Raw genomic sequence first — 21,041 nt, forward strand, 5'->3', positions numbered from 1 at the left:
CGGTGGAGGGGCCGGACTACGGCACGACCTGGTCGGCGGCGTCGGCCTGGGAGGGGGGCAGGGCGGCCGGGGGGCGGACCCAGACGCCCTCGCCGCGGGCGTGCAGCCAGGAGGTGCACTCGGCGGGCGGCATCGCGGCGGCGACCAGCCAGCCCTGGACGGCGTCGCAGCCGAGGTCGCGCAGCCGGCCCCAGGTCTCGTCGTCCTCGACGCCCTCGGCGACCACCAGGAGGCCGAGGGAGTGGGCGAGGTCGACGGTGCAGCGGACGATCTCGGCGTCCTCGGTGTCCACGGCGAGCCGGGCGACGAAGGAGCGGTCGATCTTCAGCTCACTGACCGGCAGGCGGCGCAGGTGGACCAGGGAGGAGTACCCGGTGCCGAAGTCGTCCAGGGACATCTTCACGCCGTGCCCGGTGAGCCCGGCGAGGGTGTCGGCGGCGCGCTGCGGGTCCTCCAGGAGGACGTGCTCCGTTATCTCCAGCTGGAGGGAGCCGGCCGGGACCCCGTGGCGGGCCAGCCGGGCGGCGACGGAGCCGGCGAAGCCGGGGGTGTGGACGTCGCGCGGGGAGACGTTCACCGCGACCGGGACCTCGATGCCCTGGGCGCGCCAGCGGGCGACCTGGGCGAGGGCGGTGTCCAGGACGTACTCGGTGAGGTGGGGCATCAGCCCGGAGGACTCGGCGATGGCGATGAACTCGTCCGGAGGGACCCGGCCGCGCTCCGGGTGCACCCAGCGGACCAGGGCCTCCAGGCCGGCGACGGCCCCGTCGAAGCGGACCTTGGGCTGGTAGTGCAGCTCCACGTCGCCGGCGTCCAGGGCGCGGCGCAGGTCGCCGAGGAGGCCGAGGCGGTCGGGGGTGTTGGAGTCGCGCTTGGACTCGTAGACCTCGACGCCGGTGCGGTCCCGCTTGGCCTGGTACATGGCGACGTCGGCGCGCTGGAGCAGCCCTTCGGCGTCCAGGGCGTGGTCGGGGAAGACGGCGACCCCGGCGCTGGCCTCCAGGACGAGGGTGAGGCCGTCGAGGTCGAGCGGGGAGGAGAGGTCGCCGACCAGCTGGCGGGCGATCCGCTGGGCGCTGGTGGTGGAGTCGGCGACCGGGAGCAGTACGGCGAACTCGTCGCCGCCGAGCCGTGCGGCCTCCGCGCCGCGGGGCAGGGCGTGCTGGAGCCGGTCGGCGATCTGGAGCAGCAGCCGGTCGCCGGCGAGGTGGCCGAGGGTGTCGTTGACGGAGCGGAAGCGGTCGAGGTCGATCAGGACCAGGGCGGCCCGCAGTCCCTCGCCCTCGGCCTCCTCCAGCGCGGACCAGGTGCGCTCCAGCAGCCACTGGCGGTTGGGCAGTCCGGTGAGCGGGTCGCGCAGCTGCTCCTCAGCGCGGGCGCGGGCGATCCACAGGGTGGAGTCCAGGGCGATGAGCGGGACGGCGAACAGCGGCAGCAGCACCGGCAGGCTGACGGCGACCACGCAGATCAGCGGGGCGATGCCGAGCAGGGCGACGGCGACCAGCCCCTGGCGGAGCAGCGCGGTGCGTTCGGCGCTGGGCAGTCCGCCGGCCTGGGGGGCGAGGGTGTACCACAGCAACGTCCTGGTCACCACCAGGTAGGCGGTGGCGGCGAGGGCGACCTCGGGGACGGCTTCGATGCCCCATTCGAGGGGCTGCCAGGGCGTCTCGACGGTGGGGGCGTCGTCGAAGAGGGCGAGCACCAGGGCGGCGGCGCCGATGCCGAGGATGTCGGCGGCGCCGTGCAGCAGGCCCTGCCGCCAGCGGTGGCGGCGGGCGGTGCCGGTGAGCACGACCACGGCGAGGCTGACCAGTCCGGCGGGCACCCAGCCGTAGAGCAGCAGCACGGCGAGGGTGAGGGCGGCGCCGGAGCCGGTGCCGCCCCACCAGCGGTCCCGGCCGAGGGCGACCAGATGGCCGACCACGATGCCGGTGAGGACGGCGAGCGACCAGCCGGCCGCACCGCCGGGGAACAGGGCGTGGCCGGAGCGCAGCGCCCCCGTCAGCCCGGTGAGCAGGGCGACGGCGGCGGCGGCGATCACGACGGACGGGAGCCTGGAGGTGACGCCCGCGACGGCCGTGCGGACGCGCGGCCGTGAGGCCGGGGCGGCACTCTCGGTGGGTTTCATTCGGTCCCTCTCACAGCCGGCGGTGGTGCCGATGCCACGCGGTGGCCCGTCGCCGTGCCACCGCGGTGGTGGCCCTTCCCCGCTCCTTCGCGAGGGGAAGCGCTCCCCCGACGGCCGTGCATGACGGACGCACACCTCAACAGTAGGCGTCGGGAGGCTTCCACGGGCAGCGCACTACTGGTCTTGCCCGAATGCGACCCAGCCACCCTTATCCGTCTGGTATGCGCTGAACGGGTGAGCCCGAGTGGGCTTATTCGGGCTGCTGTTCGGCCGAAACAGCTACCTCGCGGGCGGCGTCGGGCCCCTGTTCGAGCAGGACGCCGAAGCCGGCCTCGTCCAGCACCGGGACCTTGAGCTGAACGGCCTTGTCGTACTTGGAGCCGGGGTTGTCCCCCACCACCACGAAGGAGGTCTTCTTGGAAACGGAACCGGTGACCTTCGCCCCGCGGCTCTGCAACGCCTCTTTCGCGCCATCCCTGGTGTAGTCGTCCAGGGTGCCGGTGACGACCACCGCCAGCCCCTCCAGCGGGCGCGGCCCCTCGTCCTCGCCGGTGGACTCCTCCTCCCAGCGGACCCCGGCCGCCTTCCACTTGCGCAGGATCTCGCGGTGCCACTCCTCCTCGTACCACTGCCGGATGGCGGCGGCGATGGTCGGCCCGACGCCCTCGGTGGCGGCCAGCTCCTCCTCACCGGCCTCGAAGATCCGGTCGATCGAGCGGAACTCGCGGGTCAGCGCCTGGGCGGCGACCGGGCCGACATGACGGATCGACAGTCCGTTGACGATCCGGGCCAGCGGCCGGTCCTTGGCGGCGGCGATGTTGTCCAGCATGGCGCGGGCGTTCTTCTTCAGCTCGCCCTTCTGGTTGGCGAAGACCCGGGCGATCTTCTCCTCGCCGGTCTTCGGGTCCCGCTTGGGCAGTCCGCTGTCCGGGTCCAGGACGTACGCCCGGATGTCCAGCAGCTGCTCCTCTCGCAGGTCGAACAGGTCGCCCTCGTCGGTGAGCGGCGGTTCGGCGGGCTCCAGCGGGCCGGTGAGGGCGGCGGCGGCCACCATGCCGAAGTGCTCGATGTCCAGGCTGGAGCGGCCGCCGAGGTAGAACAGCCGCTCGCGCAGCTGGGCCGGGCAGGTGCGGCCGTTGGGGCAGCGCAGATCGATGTCGCCCTCCTTCATGGCCCGCAGCGGCGTACCGCATTCGGGGCACTCGGAGGGCATGGTGAACTCGCGCTCGCTGCCGTCCCGCAGGTCCACCACCGGGCCGAGGATCTCCGGGATGACGTCCCCGGCCTTGCGCAGCACCACGGTGTCGCCGATCAGCACGCCCTTGGCCTTGACGACCTCCTGGTTGTGCAGGGTGGCGAACTCCACCTCCGAGCCGGCCACGGTGACCGGTTCCACCTGCGCGAACGGGGTGACCCGGCCCGTACGCCCCACGCCCACCTTGATGTCGATCAGCTTGGAGTTGACCTCCTCCGGCGCGTACTTCCAGGCGATCGCCCAGCGCGGGGCGCGCGAGGTGGAGCCCAGCCGCCCCTGCAGCCGGATCTCGTCCAGCTTGACGACCACCCCGTCGATCTCGTGCTCCACCGAGTGCCGGTGCTCGCCGAAGTAGGCGATGAACGCCTCGATCCCGGCGAGGTCCTCCACCACCTTGTTGTGCAGGGCGGTGGGCAGCCCCCACTCCTTGAGCAGCCCGTACGCCTCGCTCAGCCGGTCGAAGCGCAGCCCCTGCTGGGCGCCGATGCCGTGCACCACCATGTGCAGCGGTCTGGTGGCGGTGACCTTGGGGTCCTTCTGGCGCAGCGAACCGGCGGCGGCGTTGCGCGGGTTGGCGAAGGGCTTGTCGCCGGCCTCCACCAGCCGGGCGTTCAGCTCCTCGAACTTCTCCATCGGGAAGAAGACCTCGCCCCGGATCTCCACCAGCTCGGGGATGTTCTCCCCGCGCAGCCGCTCCGGGATGTCCGCGATGGTGCGGACGTTGGGTGTGATGTCCTCACCCGTACGCCCGTCCCCGCGGGTGGCGGCCCGCACCAGCCGCCCCTTCTCGTAGGTGAGGTTGACCGCCAGCCCGTCCACCTTCAGCTCACAGAGGAAGTGGTGCGCCGAGGCGCCCACCTCCCTCTCCACCCGCTCGGCCCAGGCCGCCAGCTCCTCCCCGTCGAAGGCGTTGTCCAGCGAGAGCATGCGCTCGCGGTGCTCGACGGCGGTGAAGTCGGTCTCGTACTGCCCGGCGACCTTCTGGGTCGGCGAGTCCGGCGTACGCAGCTCCGGATACTCCTCCTCCAGCGCCTCCAGCTCGCGCAGCAGCCGGTCGAACTCGGCGTCGCTGACGACCGGGGCGTCCTTCACGTAGTACCGGAAGCGGTGCTCCTCGATCTGCTCGGCCAGCCGGGTGTGCTGCTCCCGTGCCTCGGCCGGCACCACGTCCTGCTGTTCGACAGCCACCGTCGTTCCTCCCGTTGCCAACGTCTCGCCGACGTCCTGCTCAGTCACTCGGTCACTCAGGGTTGTCCGCGAGTGAGCGTGCCGCCTTGGCGCAGTGGGCGAGCGCCGCCCGGGCGTACGCGGGCGAGGCGCCCGCCAGCCCGCACGTCGGGGTGATCACCACGGAGTCCGCGAGGATCCCCGGAGACAGGCCCAGCCTGCGCCACAGCGTTCTGACACCCATGACGCTACCGCCCGGGTCTGACAACGGGCCGTCGACCGACCCCACCACACCGGCGAGCAGTTTGGTCCCGCCCTCGACCGCCTCCCCGATCGCCTCCTCGTCACGCTCGGTGAGCAGACCGAAATCGAACGACACCCCGGCGACCCCGGCCCGCCGCAGCAGGGCGAACGGCACGTCCGGTGCGCAGGAGTGGACGATGACCGGCCCATGCCCCTCGTTCACACCGACGAGGTCCCTCAGACCGCTCTCCACCACCTGCCGGTCCACCGCGCGGTGGGTGCGGTAGCCGCTGGCGGTACGGACCCGGCCGCGCAGTACGGCGGTCAGCGAGGGCTCGTCCAGCTGGAGCACCACCCGCGCCCCCGGCACCCGCCGGCGTACCTCCGCCAGATGCCCGCGCAGCCCCTCGGCCAGCGAGGCCGCGAGGTCCCGGCAGGCGCCGGCGTCCCCCAGCACCGCCTCCCCGTTCCTCCGCTCCAGCGCGGCGGCGAGCGTCCACGGACCGACCGCCTGCACCTTCAGCGGGCCCCGGTACCCCTGGGTGAACTCCTCCAAGGCGTCCAGGTCCTCACCCAGCCAGGACCGCGCCCGCCGGGTGTCCCGCCCCGGCCGGTCGCTGATCCGCCAGCCGCTCGGCTCCACATGCGCGTACATCTCCACGAGCAGCCCGAGGCTGCGCCCGATCATGTCGGCCCCCGGCCCCCGCGCGGGCAGCTCGGCCAGGAACGGGAAGTCCTCGAAGGACCCGGTGACGGTCTTGGCCGCCTCCCGCGCGTCACCGCCGGGCATCGACCCGACACCGGTCGCGGGCCCCCAGGGGAAGGTGTTCGGCTCGGTCTTCTCGGTGGTTTCGGTCGTCTCGCTCACCGGGGAAGCGTACGGGGCGGGGTGGCCGGGGCGGCCACGGAGACGGGGTGGTGGGGCCGGGCCGACCGGCGGCTTTGCCTGCCGGGCCGCCCCTCCCCTGTCCGGCTGTCCGGGTCAGCGTCCTGGTCGGACCGTCAGGTCGTTGATCTCCGCGTCCCTCGGCAGGTCGATCGCGGTGAGGATCGCGGTCGCCACCGACTCCGGGTCGATCCAGCGCGAGGAGTCGTACTCCTTGCCCTCCTGCTGGTGCACCTTCGCCTGCATCGGGCTCGCGGTCCGCCCCGGGTACACCGAGGTGACCCGCACCCCGTTGCCGTGCTCCTCGTGGCGCAGCGCGTCGGCCAGTGCCTTCAGGCCGTGCTTGGAGGCGGCGTACGCGGACCAGCCGGCGTGCGCGTTCAGCCCGGCGCCCGAGTTGACGAAGAGGACGTGGCCCTGGGAGATCCGCAGCTGCGGCAGAAGCAACCGGGTCAGCTCGGCGGGCGCCACCAGGTTGACCTCCAGCTGGCTCCGCCACGCCTTGGTGGTCAGCTCGCCGACCTCGCCCAGGTCCACGACGCCCGCGATGTGCAGCAGCGAGTCGACCCGGTCCGGCAGCTCCTGGTGCGAGAACGCCCAGGACAGCCGGTCCGGGTTGGCGAGGTCCCCGACGAGGGTGCGGGCGCCCGGGTACCGCTCGGCGAACTCCTTGGCGCGTCCGGCGTCACGCGCCAGCAGTACGAGGTCGTCGCCCCGCTCGTGGAGCCTGCGCGCGACGGCCGCGCCGATGCCGGAACCGGCGCCTGTGATCATGTGTGTGGCCATGGGTGCCATGCTCGCACCCGGGCCGGGCCTCACCGCAGACCGGCCGCCTCCTCCAGGTAGGCCAGGGCCGAGAGCCCGTCCTCGGCGAAGAACACCAGCTCGGTCAGGGGCAGCGGGAGAAAGCCCTCCTCGTCCATCCGCCGCAGCTGCTCCTTCAGGCCGTCGTAGAACCCGGCCGCGTTCAGCAGGACCACCGGCTTGGTGTGGTGCCCGTGCTTCTTCAGCTCCAGGATGTCGGTGGCCTCGTCCAGCGTGCCCATCCCGCCGACCATGACCACGATGGCGTCCGCCTTCTCCAGCAGCAGCGCCTTGCGCTCGGACAGGTCCTTGGCCACGACCATGGTGTCCAGGCCGGGGCGGGCCTTGTGCGACAGGAACTCCACGGAGACGCCGACCAACTGCCCGCCGGCCTCTTCCACCCCGTCCGCGACGACCTTCATCAGACCGGCGTCGGAGCCGCCCCACACCAGGGTGTGCCCGCCCCTGCCGAGCAGCTCGGCGAACTCGCGGGCGGGCCGGGTGTAGCGCTCGTCCAGGTCGGCGGCGGAGAGGAAGACGCAGATGTTCATGGCGCCACGGTACGGGAGGTAGGGCCACCCGTACGGGTGAGGGACGGGGTCCGGGGAACGAGCCGCCGGGGCTCGGCGTTGCCCTGGTATGACCTCAGGACACCGCATCACCGTCGAACAGGGCACCGAGCATGTGAGGGCCGTCCACGAGGGCCGGGTGGTGGCGGAGAGCCGCCGCCCCCTGGTGCTGCGCGAGACCGGCTGCCCGCCGCGCTACTACCTGCCTCCCGAGGACGTCCGCACCGACCTGCTGACCCCCTCCGACACCCGCACCCACTGCCCCTTCAAGGGCGACGCCTCCTACTGGTCCCTTCCCGGCGCCGACGACACGGTCTGGGCCTACCCGGACCCCAAGCCGGAGGTCGCCGGCATCAAGGACCACCTGTGCTTCTACGAGACGGAGGTGGTGGGGTAGGGGACGGGCTGGGGCTCGATAAGGGGGTCCCGGCGGACCAGAAGGCCGAGTGGACGTTGGGGGTGGGGATCTCGCCCGGCGGATAGGCTGGGCCGTTGGGTGGGGTGCGGGGGGCGTCTACGGGGGACTTGGCCACGCAGGGCGTGGCGACTTCGAACGATGCCTGTCCGGCGTAGCCGACGTTGAGGGCGAGCTGGAAGCCGTCGGGGGACCTGGCGAAGATGGCGGGCATGTCGCGGGACTTGTTCACGGAGGTGATCTCGTAGCCGCTCTTGGTCCAGTGGCGCTGGACTACTCCTAGGAAGCTGCCGAGGCGCTGCGGCGAGATCACCGTCATGATCTTGCGGCGCCTCTTCACCACGCAACTACTAGTGGTGGTGATGTGGTGAGACCACGCTACTTCGGGAATGATCGCAGCGAAGGTGGCGTCCAACATCTGGTCGGCACGCCGAGCCGCATGTCGCATATCCACGTCGCTTCCCGCCCTTCCCACGTCCACAGCTTGCCCATCCAGGCCGCACCCGACGAGCGCCATTCCCATGACGGCACAAGCAGCCGATGCCTTAGCCACACGAGCGAGTGCCATCACCTTCGGTCCTCCAAAGTGATTTTGCCGGGTCGCCCACCGACAACTCTTGCGATATTGCTGGCAGATTCCGAGTCGAGGCTCGGCGTGAAGTACTGCGAATGAGCGTCGAAGCCACCCATCTCCAGGACCGGAGCCGGCCCCGGGTCCACTTTGAATCGATGAGCTCCAAAAGCCGCACTTGCGGGATCCTTACCGAAGTAGATGTCGTCATCGCCACGGTCATAGACATCGCCGTAGATGAAGGCAGCTGGACCTGCGAGGGCGAACTCCTCCTTTGTCGGAAGGCGAGTTACCGGATCATTCTCAGCGGCGCCGACAAAAACGTGCTCGCGCCCGACTCCCAGGTCTTCGGCCCTGTCCACGCCCACTCCGGGGCTCCCTAGGAGAACTACGTCGTCGACCCCCGGAATGCCGTTCGTCTGACGCGCAGCGGTACCGACGGTTAGCGATCCGTACGAGTGGCCGATCGCAGTGACATGAGGGTCCGACTTCTCATTCGTCGCCACGAGTCCTGAAATGAACCTGCTATATGCCGGAGCTCCCCGCTCGGCGTCGCCCGTGCTCATGACGTCCGCGCTCTGAGGGGCGTCGTAACCGAGCCAGATGATCGCCGCGCTCGACGGGTCGACATCGCGGGCGCCGATGGCCGTGTCTTCTGCTCGGACCATCGTGTCCTCCACGAAATCCGCATCCAGCGCCGTCCCCAGCCCCGGCACGTACGCCGCCACGTTCCGGGACGTGTCCGGGTTGCCGTAGGCGACGATGGCGCGGCCGTTGCCCTCGTCGCCGATACCGAGGAGGTACATGGGCAGGCCGCCCGGTTGGTTCAGGCGGGCCTGGAGCAGGCGCAGGGCCTCCAGCTTGGTCTGGGAGGCGTCGTCGTGCCTGCCCGCGAGCTCCTCGATGAGGGTCGGCAGGTACGCCCGGTTGGCCTGGTCGCGGGCGGCGGCGGGGATGCCGTCGAGGTTGCCGACCAGGTCGGGGGCGATGCGCAGGAACTCCTGGCGCTGCTCGTCGGTGAGGGCGTCCCACCAGGCCTTGCGTTCGGCGGGGGTGGCGTCGAAGGGGACGTCGGCGGCCAGGTAGGCGCTCGCGGCGTGGCGTACGTCGGCGGTGTCGCGCCGTACGTCGCGGAGGGTCGCCGCGGTGATGTCCAGGCCCTTCGCGGCTCGGAGGCCGTTGAGGGTGCGGGTGTATCGGGCATCGACCTCCGCGGCGGCGCGTACGGCGCGGGCGATGCGGTCGGCGAGGGCCTGGGCCCTGTCGGCGTGGGGGTTGAGGGGGCGGAGGGAGGAATCAAGGGAGGAGTGGGGCAGGTCCAGGGGGAGGGCGGCGCGGGGGGCGGCTTGGCCGGCGGGGGTGTCCTGGGGACCGAGGAGGGTGTGGACGGTGGAGGCGGGGTAGGTGATCGAGCCGTCGGGATGGACGGTGAAGCCCAGTTCGGCTGCCTCGTCCAGGGCCAGCCGCAACTGTCGCTGCGGCTCGGCGAGGTCGGCGGCGAGGCCGTTGAGGGTGGTGCGGACCAGGCCGCACTCGGTGCGTACGTAGTCGAGGTTGCGGTGGAGGCGGCGCAGCCTGCGCAGCGCCGCCGTAGCCGCGTCGCCGCGCTGGGTCTCGCGGAGCTGGGCGGACATGGCCTGGCCGACCCGTAACGCGTCGGCGCCCGCCCGGCTGGAGACGGCGTGCCAGCGGTTGCCGGCGGCCTCGAAGTCGGCGGGCCTCAGGTCGTGCAGGCGCTGCCAGTCGAGGGCGGTCTCGGTCATCGGGTCGCGGTCCCGGCAGAGGTCGGCACGGGAACGGCCTTGAGGGAGGTGCCGGTGGCGGTGTCGACCTCGCCCAGGTGGACGGCCACCTGGCGGAGCGCCCCGCTCAGGTGGTCGCACTCGTCGCGGATCGCGGCGAGGCGCTCCTCCCAGGAGGTGAGGACGGTGAGGAGGGCGGCGGGTGCGGTCAGGCCTACCCAGGCAGTCAGAGGATCGTGGGCGGGGCGCAGGGTGTTGCGGCCGTTGGCGGTGCTGGTGTGCAGCTCGGCGGCGGTGGCGGAGGCGCTGGTCCAGGGGCCGCGGCTGTGCTGGAGGAGCGGTACCGATGGACTGCCGGAGTGGTGGTGGACTGCTTGTTGCCCCATGGGGACATCCCCTCGCGCTCGGGAGGCGACTGATGGCGAGTCGCGGAGAGTGAGGGTAGTCCGACCACGGGTGACGGGTGGGATGTGGTGAGGCGGAAGGCGGCGGGGAGGGCTGGGGCGGCGGGCCGGGGTGGCCCGCCGCCGTACTGGTGTTTCGGGGGTGGGGGTGGGGTCAGGCGGTGACGGTGGTCCGGCGTTCGGTGGTGGCGATGGTGGCGGAGCCGACCACCCGGGTGCCGTCGTAGAGGACGATCGCCTGGCCGGGGGCCACGCCGCGGACGGGGGTGGTGAAGGAGACGCGCAGCTCGGCGCCGGGGAGCAGTTCGGCGGTGACCTCGGTCTCGCCGCCGTGGGCGCGCAGCTGGGCGGTGTAGGTGCCGGGGCCGGTGGGGGCGGTGCCGCACCAGCGGGGCTTGATCGCGGTGAGGGCGGTGACGTCGAGGGATTCGGCGGGGCCGACGGTGACGGTGTTGGTCACGGGGGAGATGTCCAGGACGTAGCGGGGCTTGCCGTCGGGCGCCGGGTGGCCGATGCGCAGGCCCTTGCGCTGGCCGATGGTGAAGCCGTACGCGCCCTCGTGGGTGCCGACCCGGGCGCCGGACTCGTCCACGATGTCGCCCTCGGCACGGCCGAGCCGCTGGGCCAGGAAGCCCTGGGTGTCACCGTCGGCGATGAAGCAGATGTCGTGGCTGTCGGGCTTCTTGGCCACCGCGAGGCCCCGGCGCTCGGCCTCGGCGCGGATCTCGTCCTTGGTGGTGAGGGTGTCGCCGAGCGGGAACATCGCGTGGGCGAGCTGCTTCTCGTCCAGCACGCCGAGCACATACGACTGGTCCTTGGCCATGTCGCTGGCGCGGTGGAGTTCGCGGCTGCCGTCCTCGGCGACGACGACGGTGGCGTAGTGGCCGGTGCACACGGCGTCGAAGCCGAGGGCGAGCGCCTTGTCCAGCAGGGCCGCGAACTTGATCTTCTCGTTGCAGCGCAGGCAGGGGTTGGGGGTGCGCCCGGCCTCGTACTCGGCGACGAAGTCGTCCACGACGTCCTCGCGGAACCGTTCCGCCAGGTCCCAGACGTAGAACGGGATGCCGATCACATCCGCCGCGCGGCGGGCGTCGCGGGAGTCCTCGATCGTGCAGCAGCCGCGCGCGCCGGTACGGAAGGACTGCGGGTTCGCCGAGAGCGCGAGGTGCACACCGGTGACGTCATGGCCCGCCTCGGCGGCCCGGGCGGCGGCGACGGCGGAGTCCACCCCGCCCGACATGGCGGCGAGCACACGCAGGGGGCGCTGGGAAGTCTGTGTCATAGCCCTACCAGGGTACGGGCCGCCGGGAACCACGGTCGCGGGGATAAGCGTTCACGAGCACATGGGTGAGAAGAAGGCGTCGGAGAAGGCGGCGGGGCGGGACAGGCGGGTCGGTCGGCGGGCGGTGCTGGTCGGCGGGGGCGCGGTGGTACTGGGGGGCGCCGCGGTGCTGGGCTGGGACGAGCTGCGCGGGGCCTGGTACCGGGTGCCCGGCGTGGAGAAGGAGCGGGTGCCGGGCGCGCTGGACCACGCGGGCGCCCAGTGGACGGCCGCCTCGGAGGCGAACTGGCGGCGGGCGGACCGGCCGGACGACTACCCCATCGACCGGGTGGTGGTCCATGTGGTGCAGGGAAGCTTCGCCTCCGCGCTGCGGGTGTTCCAGGACCCCGCCCACCAGGCCGCCACGCACTATGTGGTGCGCAAGGACGGGCATGTCGCGCAGATGATCCGGGAGCTGGATGTGGCGTACCACGCGGGCAACCGGTCGGTGAACGAGCGCAGCATCGGCATCGAGCACGAGGGGTTCGTGGACCGGCCGCAGGACTTCACGGACGCGATGTACGCGGCGTCGGCCCGGCTGACGGCGGGGATATGCGCCCGCTACCGGATACCGGTGGACCGCGAGCACATCATCGGCCATGTGGAGGTGCCGGGCACCGACCACACGGACCCGGGGCCGCACTGGGACTGGCCGCGGTATCTGAAGCTGGTGCGGGCGGCGTCCACCGGTCCGCAGACCACGGTGAAGCCCACTCGGGCGGCGGGCGGGGGATAAGCGGCCGCCGCCGGGACCGGCGGGCTAGATGAGGGAGGCGAAGCGGGCCACGAAGAAGGCGGCTACGGCGACGGCGACGATGATGACGAGCCACACCCACACCCCGGGGTGCTCCCAGGGGCCGCCGTCCGGGCGCTCCTCGTGGGCCTCTGCGGTCGAGCCCTCGACGGGTGGGGTCTCTCCGGGCGGTACCAGCGGATCGGTCATGTCTCCCAGCTTGGCCCGGCGGCGGCGGACCCGCATCCGGCACCGGGCCAGGGGGGCGGCCGGGTCAGCTCAGGCCGGCAGTGCGGGCGCGCTCGACGGCGGGGCCGATGGCCTTGGCCAGGGCCTCGACCTCGGCCCGGGTGGAGGTGTGGCCGAGGCTGAAGCGCAGGGTGCCGCGGGCCAGGTCGGGGTCGGTGCCGGTGGCCAGCAGGACGTGGCTGGGCTGGGCGACGCCAGCGGTGCAGGCGGAGCCGGTGGAGCACTCGATGCCCTGGGCGTCCAGCAGCAGGAGGAGGGAGTCCCCCTCGCAGCCGGGGAAGGAGAAGTGGGCGTTGGCGGGGAGCCGGCCGGCCGGGTCGGGGTCGCCGCCGAGGACGGCGTCCGGGACGGCGGAGCGTACGGCGTCCACCAGCTCGTCCCGTAGCGCGCCGATCTCCCGGGCGAACTCGGGCTGCCGCTGACGGGCCAGGGCGGCGGCCACGGCGAAGGCGGCGACGGCCGGTACGTCCAGGGTGCCGGAGCGCACATGGCGCTCCTGGCCGCCGCCGTGCAGCACGGCGACCGGGGTCTGGTCGCGGCCGAGCAGCAGCGCGCCGATGCCGTACGGGCCGCCGATCTTGTGGCCGGAGAGCGTGGCCGCGGCGAGGCCGGAGTCGGCGAAGGAGACCGGCAGCTGGCCCGCGGCCTGGACGGCGTCGGAGTGCATGGGGACGTCGTACTCGGCGGCTACGGCGGCCAGTTCGGCGACGGGGAAGATGGTGCCGATCTCGTTGTTGGCCCACATGGCGGTGACCAGCGCGACGGATTCCGGCTCGCGGGCGATCGCCTCGCGCAGCGCGTCCGGATGGACCCTGCCGTAGCCGTCCACCGGCAGGTACTCGACGGTGGCGCCCTCGTGCTCACCGAGCCAGTGCACCGCGTCCAGCACGGCGTGGTGCTCCACGGGGCTGGTCAGCACGCGTACGCGGCGCGGGTCGGCGTCCCGGCGGGCCCAGTACAGGCCCTTGACGGCGAGGTTGTCGGACTCGGTGCCGCCGGAGGTGAACACCACCTCGCTGGGGCGCGCCCCGAACGCCTCGGCAAGGCTTTCGCGGGCCTCCTCGACGGTACGGCGGGCCCGGCGGCCGGCGGCGTGCAGCGAGGACGCGTTGCCGGTCGCGGCGAGCTGGGCGGTCATCGCCTCGATCGCCTCCGGCAGCATCGGAGTGGTCGCGGCGTGGTCGAGGTAGGCCATGGTGCCCCGATTCTACGAGGCCGGGGACGAGGGCGGACGGGGGCCGTCCGGGGAGGGTCCCCGCCGGCTCAGGCGATGCTCCAGGCGCTGCCGTCGGAGGTGCTCATCACGATGGCGAGCACCACCAGGTCGGCGACGCCGAGGCCGAGACCGAGGAAGGCGCGGGTGCGGCGGACGGTGCCGCGGCGTAGGGCCAGGACGGCGAGGCCGATGGCGATGGGGCCGAGCACGAGGTTCATCACCAGCAGCCCCACCAGCCCCAGCACGAAGGACGCCACGGCCATGCCGTTGGCGTCGAACCGGCGCCGGGCGCGGGCGGTGGAGGTGGACGCGGTGTTCGGGCGGGTGAGCTCCATGGTGGTCTCCCTGGGTACCTTCGGCGGTGTCTCTCGGCGCTTTCTCGACGGTGGCTCGGCGGACGGGGTCAGCGGCCGCGCTGGAGGGGACGGCGGCGGCGCTCCCGGGCGCTGAAGATCAGCAGCCAGACGCCGATCACGGCGGCCAGCACCAGGCTGACCGGCAGCGGGACATGGGCCACGGTGCCGAGAACGACACCCAGCAGGAGCAGGGCGGCGACGATGAACACCATCGGAGGTGCCTCCTTCTTCGCTGTGGGCCGGGAAGGCCGAGGGATGAAGGTCACAGGTGGGGAACAGTTGTTTACTGACTACCCGGTCCAATTGACTTGACACTGGCCGGAGTCGGAGAACGGTTGTTTACTCGGTGGAATGAGTCACACCGCCGAAACCACCCAGGTCAGAGCCCCCGGCGTCCGGCAGGCGCAGAAGCTGCGCACGCGCCGGGCACTGCTGGACGCCGCCCTGGCCCTGCTGGAGGAGCAGAGTCTGAGCAGCCTCGGGCTGCGCGAGGTGACCCGCGCGGCCGGAGTCACCCCGGCCGCCTTCTACCGGCACTTCCGGGACACCGCGGACCTCGGCGTCGCCCTTGTCGACGAGGCCCTGGGGAGCCTGCACACGACCATCCGCACCGCGCTGGCTGCGACCGTCCGCGACGGCACCGGCCCGGAGGACGGTGGGGGCGGCGAGGACGGCGGCGACGAACGGATCGACGCCGCGGTGGAGTTGATCGACGCGCTGGTACGCGAGTACCCCGCTCACGTCCGTTTCATCGCACGGGAGCAGCATGGCGGGGTGACGGCGGTGCGGGCGGCGATCTCCGGCCAACTCGCCCTGTTCGGTGCGGAGGTGGCCGACACGCTGGCGGCCGTGCCGGAGGCGGCGGGCTGGTCGCGGGCCGATCTGCTGATGCTGGCGGGGCTGTATGTGGACCATATGGTGATGACGGCGTCCGCGCTGCTGGCGGCCGGTCCGGAGGGGGGCACGCGGGCGGAGGTCGCCCGGGTGGCGCGGCGGCGGATGCGGCTGATCAGCCTGGGTCGCCGCCACTGGCTGGACTGACCCCGTCGCTCTGCCCCTGGTACAGGGCCGTCACCGCGGCGGCGGAGCGGGCGAGTTCGGCGCGGGCCTCGGGCGGGTCCAGCACCTCCAGGCTCGGGCCGTAGGCGAGGAACTGGCGGACATGGAGCACATCCGGAACCTCGAACTCGATCCTGGACCACTCCTCGGAACCAGGTGGCGAGGGCGGGGCGGTCAGCAGGCCGCCGTGCAGCCGGAGGAAGAGGTCCAGCCGGTCGGCCCGGACCCGGGCGCGCACCCGCAGGCCCGCCGGGCGCCGCTCCACCCGGCGGCGCAGCACCTCCCACACCTCGGCCAGCTCCACCCCCGGGCGGCGGCGCACCGGTTCCGCCAGGGGGTCCGCCCGGTGCGTGCGGTCCACGCGGAAGAGGCGGGGGCGGCCCCGGCGGTCGGCGACCAGGTACCAGACGCCCGCCTTGGCCACCAGGCCGTAGGGGTCGACGGTGTACGTCCTCGGGTCCGCCGTACCGCTGTGCCGGTAGCGCAGCCGGAGCCGGCGGTCGGTGAGCACGGCGTCGTGCAGGGCGTCCACCGGGACCCCGGGCGCGGTCGGGGAGCGCAGCCAGCGGTCGGGGTCGACCAGCACCCGGCGGCGGGTCAGTTCGGCGGCCGGGCGGTGCGGCGCGGGCAGCGCGGCCATCACCTTGCGCAGCGCCGAGCCGAGGGCGGCGTCGAGGCCGAGGGCGGCGTGGGTGCCCTCGGCGGCGAGCACGAACAGGGCGCGGGACTCGTCGGCGGTCAGCCCGGTGACATCGGTGCGGAAGCCGGGCAGCAGCGCGACGCCGCCGTGCCGGCCGCGCTCGGTGTAGACCGGCACCCCGGACGCGGAGAGCGCCTCGACGTCCCGGTACACGGTGCGTACGGAGACGTCGAGGCGCTCGGCCAGCTCGGTCGCGGAGACCAGGCCGCGGGTCTGGAGCAGCAGCAGGAGCGAGAGCAGCCGGTCGGACTTCACATCGGCCGACCCTAGCCGGAGGGGCTACGCGCGGGGGGCGCGGGCGAGTTGGCGGGACTGGGCGACCAGCCGGTCGGCGCTGTCCCAGATCTCGGCGTCCTCCTCCAGGAAGCCGCCGGCCAGGTTGCGGGTGGTGATGGCGACCCGCAGCGGCCCGGGGGCCGGGCGGCAGCGGACATGGGTGGTCAGCTCGACGGTCGGGGTCCAGCCGGGCAGGCCCAGCTCGAAGGAGGTGGGCGGCAGCGCGTCCACGGTGAGCAGCAGGGAGAGCGGGTCGGGTTCCCGGCCGTCGGCGAGGCCGAACCAGCCGCGCATCTCGCCCTTGCCGGAGGGGGCGCCGACGGCCCAGCCGAGGGTGGTCGGGTCCAGGCGGATGTCCAGGCGGTCCATGATGGCGGTGGAGCCGGCGATCGGGGCCGGTCCGTCGGCCGGGCCGAGGCAGTGCTCGCGCGGCGGGATGGCCGGCGGCTTGGCGCTGGTGCGGATGTCGTCGGAGAGGGTGTCGAGGTCGCCGTAGGTGGCCAGCACCCGGATGCGCTCGACCTCGGTGCCGTCCTCCGCGTACTGGAGGAGGGAGGCCTGCCCGGTGGAGAGGGTGCGGCCGGTGCGGACGGTCTCGGTGCGGACCACCGCGGGGCCGGGCACGGAGGGCGTGAGGTAGTGGGCCGAGACGGTGAACGGGTCGGGGTGCGGCAGGGCGTCGGCGAGGGCCCGGCCGATCAGGGCGAGCAGATAGCCGCCGTTGACCGCCTGGATGATCGTCCAGCCGGCGGAGAGTTCGGCGTCGTAGACACCGGGCTCGCGCCGGGTCACCGCGGTGTCGCGGTCGAATTCGCTGCCGGTCGCGAGGGCGGGGCCGTCCGGTACGAGGGCGGGAGCGCTGCCCGGTCCGTGGCTCCGCACGCTGTTCGAGCTGTCCATGGCGGAACCGTACAACGGGTGCATTACTAAGCGGTAGCTTTTTCCGGGATCACCTCCTCGGCCGCCGAGGAGCGGCGGTTCCAGGCGCGCGGGGCCCGCCAGTGGTAGCGCATCGCCAGGATCCGGATCAGGAAGGCGGTGACGGCGGCGACCCCGCTGGTGAACGGGTTGAGCATCTCGAACCGGATGCAGAGCACCACCAGGGTGGCGCCGACGATCGCCGGTACGGCGTAGAGGTCGCGGTCCCAGCGCAGCAGCGAGGGCACCTCGTTGGCGAGCACGTCCCGCAGCACACCGCCGCCGACCGCGGTGGCCAGCCCCATCACGGCCGAGGCGGTGAGCCCGAGCCCGTACTCGTACGCCTTGGTGGCCCCGGTGACGCAGAACAGTCCCAGCCCGGCGGCGTCGAAGACGTTGACGGCGGCCTGGGTGCGCTCGACCACCGGGTGCAGGAAGAAGACCAGGGCGGTGGCGACCAGCGGCATCAGGAAGAAGCCCAGGTCGGTGAAGGCGGCGGGGGGTACGGCGCCGATCACCAGGTCCCGGAAGAGCCCGCCGCCCAGCGCGGTCACCTCCGCGAGCACCGCCATGCCGAAGACGTCGAAGTTCTTGCGCACGGCGAGCAGGGCGCCGGAGATGGCGAAGACGAAGATGCCCACCAGGTCCAGTGCGTGCTGGACGGAGGGCGTGAAGAAATCCTGGAGCACGCCTTATTGTGCCGGGCGCGGGGGCGGGATCGTGCCGGGCGCCGGCCACCCCGGGGGGCCGTCCGATACGAGGGCGGGTGCGGCGGCCCGTACCGTACCCGGCCGCCGCACCCGCCCCCGTACGCCGTCAGCGCTTGCCGCCGCCCTCGGTGGAGGGCGACCGCTCGTCGGCCGGGGCCTCGGCGGGGCGCGGCACGGCGGTGGAGGCGTCGGAGGCGGGGGCGCCGGCGGCGACACCCGGCACCGGGAGCCCCGGCTGGGCGTCCGCCACCGCCTTGTCGTCCTCCTCCCGTACGACGTCCGCGACCGCCGGCTCCTCGGCGACGGCGGCGGTCTCGGTGACGGCCTCCACGCCGGTGGCGCGGGTGCGGGCCAGGGTGCCGGCCTCGATCTCGGCCGTCCAGTGGCAGGCCACCCGGTGTCCGTCACCGGTGTCGGTGAGCTCGGGGCGGTCGGTGGCGCACCTGGTCTCCTGCACCCAGGGGCAGCGGGTGTGGAAGCGGCAGCCGGTGGGCGGGTTCGCCGGGGAGGGCAGGTCGCCGTGGAGCAGGATGCGCTCGCGGCGGTCCTCCAGGTCGGGGTCCGGCACCGGGACCGCCGACATCAGCGCCTTGGTGTACGGGTGCCGGGGCCCCTCGTACAGGGCGTCGCTGGGCGCCTCCTCGACCAGGGAGCCGAGGTACATCACCCCGATGACGTCGGAGATGTGGCGGACCACGGCCAGGTCGTGGGCGATGACCAGGTAGGTGAGGCCCAGGGACTCCTGGAGTTCTTCGAGGAGGTTGACCACCTGGGCCTGGATGGAGACGTCCAGCGCGGAGACCGGCTCGTCGCAGATGATCACGTCCGGTTCCAGGACCAGGGCTCGGGCGATGCCGATGCGCTGGCGCTGGCCGCCGGAGAACTCGTGCGGGTAGCGGGAGAGCGCGTTGGCGGGCAGTCCGACCTTGGCCAGGATGGCCTTGATCTTCTCGCGGCGCTCGGCCTGGTCGGCGCCGATGCCGTGGGCGGCCATGCCCTCGGCGAGGATGGACTCGATGTTCTGCCGGGGGTTGAGGCTGCCCAGCGGGTCCTGGAAGACCATCTGGAGGCGGCGCCGGAAGCGGCGCATGGCCTCCTCGTCCAGCTTGGCCAGGTCGGTGCCGTCGAAGACGACCTCGCCCTCGGTGACGTCGACCAGCCGCAGCACCGCGCGGCCCAGGGTGGTCTTGCCGCAGCCGGACTCGCCGACCAGGCCGTAGGTCTGGCCGGCCTCGACCTTGAGGGAGACGCCGTCCACCGCGTAGACATGGCCGACCGTGCGGTCGAAGAGGATGCCCTTGCGGATGGGGAAGTGGACCTTGAGGTTGTCCAGTTCGAGCAGGCTCATGCCGGTACCTCCGCGGCGGGCCGGACCGGGGGCAGCACCGGGTTGACGCAGCGGACCTGGTGGCCGGCGGTGCGGGGCTCGGTCAGTTCGGGGGTGCCGGTCAGGCACTCCAGCGTGTAGTGGTCGCAGCGGGGCGCGAAGGCGCAGCCGTCGGCCCAGGCGATCTTGTCGTTGATGGAGCCGCGGATCGGGTTCAGCGGCTCGCCGCGCGGGGCGTCCAGCCGGGGGATGGAGCCCAGCAGCCCGTGCGCGTAGGGATGGGTGGGATGGGCGAACAGCTCGCGGCGGCCCGCGGTCTCCACCGCCTTGCCGGCGTAGAGGACGTTGACCTCGTCGCAGAGCCCGGCGACCACGCCCAGGTCGTGGGTGATCATCAGCAGGGCGGTGCCCTCCTGGTCGACCAGCTCCTTGAGGAGCTCCAGGATCTGGGCCTGGATGGTCACGTCCAGCGCGGTGGTCGGCTCGTCGGCGATGAGCAGCCGGGGCGCGCAGGCGACCGCCATGGCGATCAGGGCGCGCTGGCGCATGCCGCCGGAGAGCTGGTGCGGGTACTCCTTGAGCCGCCGGGCGGGGTCCGGGATGCCGACCCGGTCCAGCAGCTGGGCGGCCTCCTTGCGGGCCGCCTCGCCCTTGAGGCCGCGGTGGCGCTGGAGGATCTCGGTGACCTGGACGCCGATGGGGACGACCGGGTTCAGGGAGGACAGCGGGTCCTGGAAGATCATGGCCAGATGGCGGCCGCGCATGTCGCGGATCTTCGCGGGGCCGAGCTTCAGCAGGTCGGTGCCGTCGAACTCGGCGCGGCCGCCGACCCGTACGCCCTTGGCGGGCAGCAGGCCCATCAGCGCCAGCGAGGTGACGGACTTGCCGCAGCCGGACTCGCCGACCAGGCCGACGACCTGGCCCTGGTCGACGTCGAAGGAGACGCCGTCCACGGCCGTGGAGTCCTTGCGGCCCTTGGCCGTGAAGGTGACGCTGAGTTCGTCAACGGAGAGCAGTGGCATGGTGGTTCAGCCTCGCAGCTTCGGGTCGAGTGCTTCGCGCATGGCCTCGCCGAGCAGGGTGAAGCCGAGGGCGGTGATGATGATCCCGACCGCCGGGTAGACCGCCATCATCGGCTCGTTGTCGAAGAACCGCTGGGCCTGCGAGAGCATCACGCCCCACTCGGGAACGGCCGGGTCGGGGTTGCCGAGTCCCAGGTAGGACAGGGCGGCCGCCTCGATGATGGCGGTGGCCAGGCTCAGGGTGGCCTGGACGATGACCGGGCTGAGGGAGTTGGGCAGGATCTGGGTGAGCACGATCCGGTTGCGCCGTACGCCGAGGGCGCGGGCGGCGAGCACGTAGTCCGAGCCGCCCTGGGCGAGCATCGAACCGCGCAGCATCCGGGCGAAGATGGGGATCTGGACCACGCCGACCGCGATCATCACGGTGGTCAGCGACTGGCCCAGCACGGCGGCGATGGAGACGGCCAGCAGCAGCGAGGGCAGCGACAGCATGATGTCGGTGATCCGCATGATCACGGTGTCCAGGCGCCGCCCCATCGGGCCGCCGAGGGTGGCGGCGGCGCCGGACAGCACGCCGATCAGGGCGCCGATGACCAGGCCGATGAGCATGGAGACCACACCGACCAGCAGGGTCTGCCGGGCGCCGACCAGCATCCGGGAGAACATGTCGCGGCCCAGGTGGTCCAGGCCGAACCAGTTCTCGCCGCGCATGCCGACGAACCTGCCCTGGTTGGCGAAGACCTCGCCGCGCCAGGTCTGCGCGGTGGGGGTGTACGGGGCGATCCAGGGGCCGATGACCGCCAGCACCACGAACACCGCGATGATCACCGCGCCGATGATCGCCATCTTGCTGCTGCGCAGCCGGCGGGCGGCCTCGCGCCAGAGGCTGGCGCCGGTGGTGGACTCGGAGGTCTGCATCAGCTCCGCGAGCCGGTCGACCTTGTCCGCCTTCTTGGTCAGGGTGGTCAAC

The 21,041-nt window shown here is 72.6% G+C and carries 21 protein-coding genes; 3 read left to right on the forward strand and 18 right to left on the reverse strand.

Going from position 1 to position 21,041, the window contains the following annotated elements; translation table 11 throughout:
• Positions 1 to 16: 16 nt before the first annotated feature.
• The 5 genes from M1O15_RS19040 to M1O15_RS19060 form a co-directional block, all read right to left on the reverse strand.
• Positions 17 to 2,128 (reverse strand): putative bifunctional diguanylate cyclase/phosphodiesterase, encoded by a 2,112-nt coding sequence (locus M1O15_RS19040; protein ID WP_248635150.1) that lies wholly within the window; start codon positions 2,126 to 2,128, stop codon positions 17 to 19.
• Positions 2,129 to 2,378: 250 nt separating this feature from the next.
• Positions 2,379 to 4,571: an NAD-dependent DNA ligase LigA gene (gene ligA, locus M1O15_RS19045; RefSeq protein WP_248635151.1), complete on the reverse strand. Its 2,193-nt coding sequence runs from the start codon at positions 4,569 to 4,571 to the stop codon at positions 2,379 to 2,381.
• A gap of 52 nt (positions 4,572 to 4,623) precedes the next feature.
• Positions 4,624 to 5,661 (reverse strand): methionine synthase, encoded by a 1,038-nt coding sequence (locus M1O15_RS19050; RefSeq protein ID WP_308282367.1) that lies wholly within the window; start codon positions 5,659 to 5,661, stop codon positions 4,624 to 4,626.
• A gap of 114 nt (positions 5,662 to 5,775) precedes the next feature.
• Complete coding sequence (locus tag M1O15_RS19055; RefSeq protein WP_248635152.1) at positions 5,776 to 6,465, reverse strand: SDR family oxidoreductase; 690 nt, start codon at positions 6,463 to 6,465, stop codon at positions 5,776 to 5,778.
• 29 nt (positions 6,466 to 6,494) lie between these two features.
• Positions 6,495 to 7,034 carry an LOG family protein gene (locus M1O15_RS19060; RefSeq protein WP_248635153.1) on the reverse strand — a complete coding sequence of 180 codons (540 nt, stop codon included), beginning with the start codon at positions 7,032 to 7,034 and terminating at the stop codon, positions 6,495 to 6,497.
• 88 nt (positions 7,035 to 7,122) lie between these two features.
• Here M1O15_RS19060 and M1O15_RS19065 point away from each other — a divergent pair, with 88 nt between their 5' ends.
• Positions 7,123 to 7,449 carry a DUF427 domain-containing protein gene (locus M1O15_RS19065; RefSeq protein WP_248635154.1) on the forward strand — a complete coding sequence of 109 codons (327 nt, stop codon included), beginning with the start codon at positions 7,123 to 7,125 and terminating at the stop codon, positions 7,447 to 7,449.
• A gap of 585 nt (positions 7,450 to 8,034) precedes the next feature.
• On the opposite strand, the gene M1O15_RS19075 is transcribed toward M1O15_RS19065, so the two are convergent.
• The 3 genes from M1O15_RS19075 to mnmA form a co-directional block, all read right to left on the reverse strand.
• Positions 8,035 to 9,801: an alpha/beta hydrolase gene (locus tag M1O15_RS19075; RefSeq protein ID WP_248635155.1), complete on the reverse strand. Its 1,767-nt coding sequence runs from the start codon at positions 9,799 to 9,801 to the stop codon at positions 8,035 to 8,037.
• Positions 9,798 to 10,166: a hypothetical protein gene (locus M1O15_RS19080; RefSeq protein ID WP_248635156.1), complete on the reverse strand. Its 369-nt coding sequence runs from the start codon at positions 10,164 to 10,166 to the stop codon at positions 9,798 to 9,800. The genes M1O15_RS19075 and M1O15_RS19080 overlap by 4 nt, the downstream gene beginning before the upstream one ends.
• Before the next feature lie 172 nt (positions 10,167 to 10,338).
• Positions 10,339 to 11,466: a tRNA 2-thiouridine(34) synthase MnmA gene (gene mnmA / locus M1O15_RS19085; RefSeq protein WP_248635157.1), complete on the reverse strand. Its 1,128-nt coding sequence runs from the start codon at positions 11,464 to 11,466 to the stop codon at positions 10,339 to 10,341.
• Between the two features lie 61 nt (positions 11,467 to 11,527).
• On the opposite strand from mnmA, the gene M1O15_RS19090 reads away from it, so the two are divergent.
• The gene (locus M1O15_RS19090) at positions 11,528 to 12,241 is read left to right on the forward strand and encodes an N-acetylmuramoyl-L-alanine amidase (protein WP_248635158.1); all 714 of its coding nucleotides are present in this window, start codon (positions 11,528 to 11,530) and stop codon (positions 12,239 to 12,241) included.
• Between the two features lie 24 nt (positions 12,242 to 12,265).
• Here M1O15_RS19090 and M1O15_RS19095 read toward each other — a convergent pair whose 3' ends face one another.
• The 4 genes from M1O15_RS19095 to M1O15_RS19110 all read right to left on the reverse strand — a co-directional run bounded on the left by M1O15_RS19095 (position 12,266) and on the right by M1O15_RS19110 (position 14,271).
• Positions 12,266 to 12,448, reverse strand: coding sequence for a DUF6480 family protein (locus M1O15_RS19095; protein WP_248635159.1), 183 nt, complete (start codon positions 12,446 to 12,448; stop codon positions 12,266 to 12,268).
• 64 nt (positions 12,449 to 12,512) lie between these two features.
• Complete coding sequence (locus M1O15_RS19100) at positions 12,513 to 13,682, reverse strand: cysteine desulfurase family protein (protein WP_248635160.1); 1,170 nt, start codon at positions 13,680 to 13,682, stop codon at positions 12,513 to 12,515.
• A gap of 68 nt (positions 13,683 to 13,750) precedes the next feature.
• Positions 13,751 to 14,038, reverse strand: coding sequence for a DUF4190 domain-containing protein (locus M1O15_RS19105; RefSeq protein WP_248635161.1), 288 nt, complete (start codon positions 14,036 to 14,038; stop codon positions 13,751 to 13,753).
• A gap of 68 nt (positions 14,039 to 14,106) precedes the next feature.
• Entirely contained in the window at positions 14,107 to 14,271 is a 165-nt protein-coding gene (locus M1O15_RS19110) for a hypothetical protein (RefSeq protein ID WP_248635162.1), read from the reverse strand.
• 139 nt (positions 14,272 to 14,410) lie between these two features.
• On the opposite strand from M1O15_RS19110, the gene M1O15_RS19115 reads away from it, so the two are divergent.
• Positions 14,411 to 15,100: a TetR family transcriptional regulator gene (locus M1O15_RS19115; protein ID WP_248635163.1), complete on the forward strand. Its 690-nt coding sequence runs from the start codon at positions 14,411 to 14,413 to the stop codon at positions 15,098 to 15,100.
• Here the strand turns inward: M1O15_RS19115 and M1O15_RS19120 are convergent.
• The 6 genes from M1O15_RS19120 to M1O15_RS19145 form a co-directional block, all read right to left on the reverse strand.
• On the reverse strand, positions 15,069 to 16,073 hold the full coding sequence (locus M1O15_RS19120) for a helix-turn-helix transcriptional regulator (RefSeq protein ID WP_248635164.1): 1,005 nt from the start codon (positions 16,071 to 16,073) through the stop codon (positions 15,069 to 15,071). The genes M1O15_RS19115 and M1O15_RS19120 overlap by 32 nt on opposite strands.
• 24 nt (positions 16,074 to 16,097) lie before the next feature.
• Complete coding sequence (locus M1O15_RS19125) at positions 16,098 to 16,994, reverse strand: thioesterase family protein (protein ID WP_248635165.1); 897 nt, start codon at positions 16,992 to 16,994, stop codon at positions 16,098 to 16,100.
• Between the two features lie 26 nt (positions 16,995 to 17,020).
• Positions 17,021 to 17,701, reverse strand: coding sequence for a trimeric intracellular cation channel family protein (locus M1O15_RS19130; protein WP_248635166.1), 681 nt, complete (start codon positions 17,699 to 17,701; stop codon positions 17,021 to 17,023).
• A gap of 127 nt (positions 17,702 to 17,828) precedes the next feature.
• Positions 17,829 to 19,070, reverse strand: a complete 1,242-nt coding sequence (locus M1O15_RS19135; RefSeq protein ID WP_248635167.1) for an ABC transporter ATP-binding protein — start codon at positions 19,068 to 19,070, stop codon at positions 17,829 to 17,831.
• A complete protein-coding gene (locus M1O15_RS19140; protein ID WP_248635168.1) occupies positions 19,067 to 20,071 on the reverse strand; it encodes an ABC transporter ATP-binding protein in 1,005 nt (334 codons plus the stop codon). The genes M1O15_RS19135 and M1O15_RS19140 overlap by 4 nt, the downstream gene beginning before the upstream one ends.
• Positions 20,072 to 20,077: 6 nt before the next feature.
• A complete protein-coding gene (locus tag M1O15_RS19145; protein ID WP_248635169.1) occupies positions 20,078 to 21,040 on the reverse strand; it encodes an ABC transporter permease in 963 nt (320 codons plus the stop codon).
• Position 21,041: the final 1 nt, after the last annotated feature.

The sequence above is a fragment of the Streptomyces lichenis genome (genome assembly GCF_023218175.1).
GTDB lineage: Bacteria > Actinomycetota > Actinomycetes > Streptomycetales > Streptomycetaceae > Streptomyces > Streptomyces lichenis.

Bases quoted from the DNA above. Each gene is read 5' to 3' on its own strand.
- M1O15_RS19040 (WP_248635150.1), bottom strand. From the start codon at position 2,128: ATGAAACCCACCGAGAGTGCCGCCCCGGCCTCACGGCCGCGCGTCCGC.
- M1O15_RS19055 (WP_248635152.1), bottom strand. From the start codon at position 6,465: ATGGCCACACACATGATCACAGGCGCCGGTTCCGGCATCGGCGCGGCC.
- M1O15_RS19060 (WP_248635153.1), bottom strand. From the start codon at position 7,034: ATGAACATCTGCGTCTTCCTCTCCGCCGCCGACCTGGACGAGCGCTAC.
- M1O15_RS19065 (WP_248635154.1), top strand. From the start codon at position 7,123: ATGACCTCAGGACACCGCATCACCGTCGAACAGGGCACCGAGCATGTG.
- M1O15_RS19075 (WP_248635155.1), bottom strand. From the start codon at position 9,801: ATGACCGAGACCGCCCTCGACTGGCAGCGCCTGCACGACCTGAGGCCC.
- M1O15_RS19080 (WP_248635156.1), bottom strand. From the start codon at position 10,166: ATGGGGCAACAAGCAGTCCACCACCACTCCGGCAGTCCATCGGTACCG.
- mnmA (WP_248635157.1), bottom strand. From the start codon at position 11,466: ATGACACAGACTTCCCAGCGCCCCCTGCGTGTGCTCGCCGCCATGTCG.
- M1O15_RS19090 (WP_248635158.1), top strand. From the start codon at position 11,528: ATGGGTGAGAAGAAGGCGTCGGAGAAGGCGGCGGGGCGGGACAGGCGG.
- M1O15_RS19095 (WP_248635159.1), bottom strand. From the start codon at position 12,448: ATGACCGATCCGCTGGTACCGCCCGGAGAGACCCCACCCGTCGAGGGC.
- M1O15_RS19100 (WP_248635160.1), bottom strand. From the start codon at position 13,682: ATGGCCTACCTCGACCACGCCGCGACCACTCCGATGCTGCCGGAGGCG.
- M1O15_RS19105 (WP_248635161.1), bottom strand. From the start codon at position 14,038: ATGGAGCTCACCCGCCCGAACACCGCGTCCACCTCCACCGCCCGCGCC.
- M1O15_RS19110 (WP_248635162.1), bottom strand. From the start codon at position 14,271: ATGGTGTTCATCGTCGCCGCCCTGCTCCTGCTGGGTGTCGTTCTCGGC.
- M1O15_RS19115 (WP_248635163.1), top strand. From the start codon at position 14,411: ATGAGTCACACCGCCGAAACCACCCAGGTCAGAGCCCCCGGCGTCCGG.
- M1O15_RS19125 (WP_248635165.1), bottom strand. From the start codon at position 16,994: ATGGACAGCTCGAACAGCGTGCGGAGCCACGGACCGGGCAGCGCTCCC.
- M1O15_RS19135 (WP_248635167.1), bottom strand. From the start codon at position 19,070: ATGAGCCTGCTCGAACTGGACAACCTCAAGGTCCACTTCCCCATCCGC.
- M1O15_RS19140 (WP_248635168.1), bottom strand. From the start codon at position 20,071: ATGCCACTGCTCTCCGTTGACGAACTCAGCGTCACCTTCACGGCCAAG.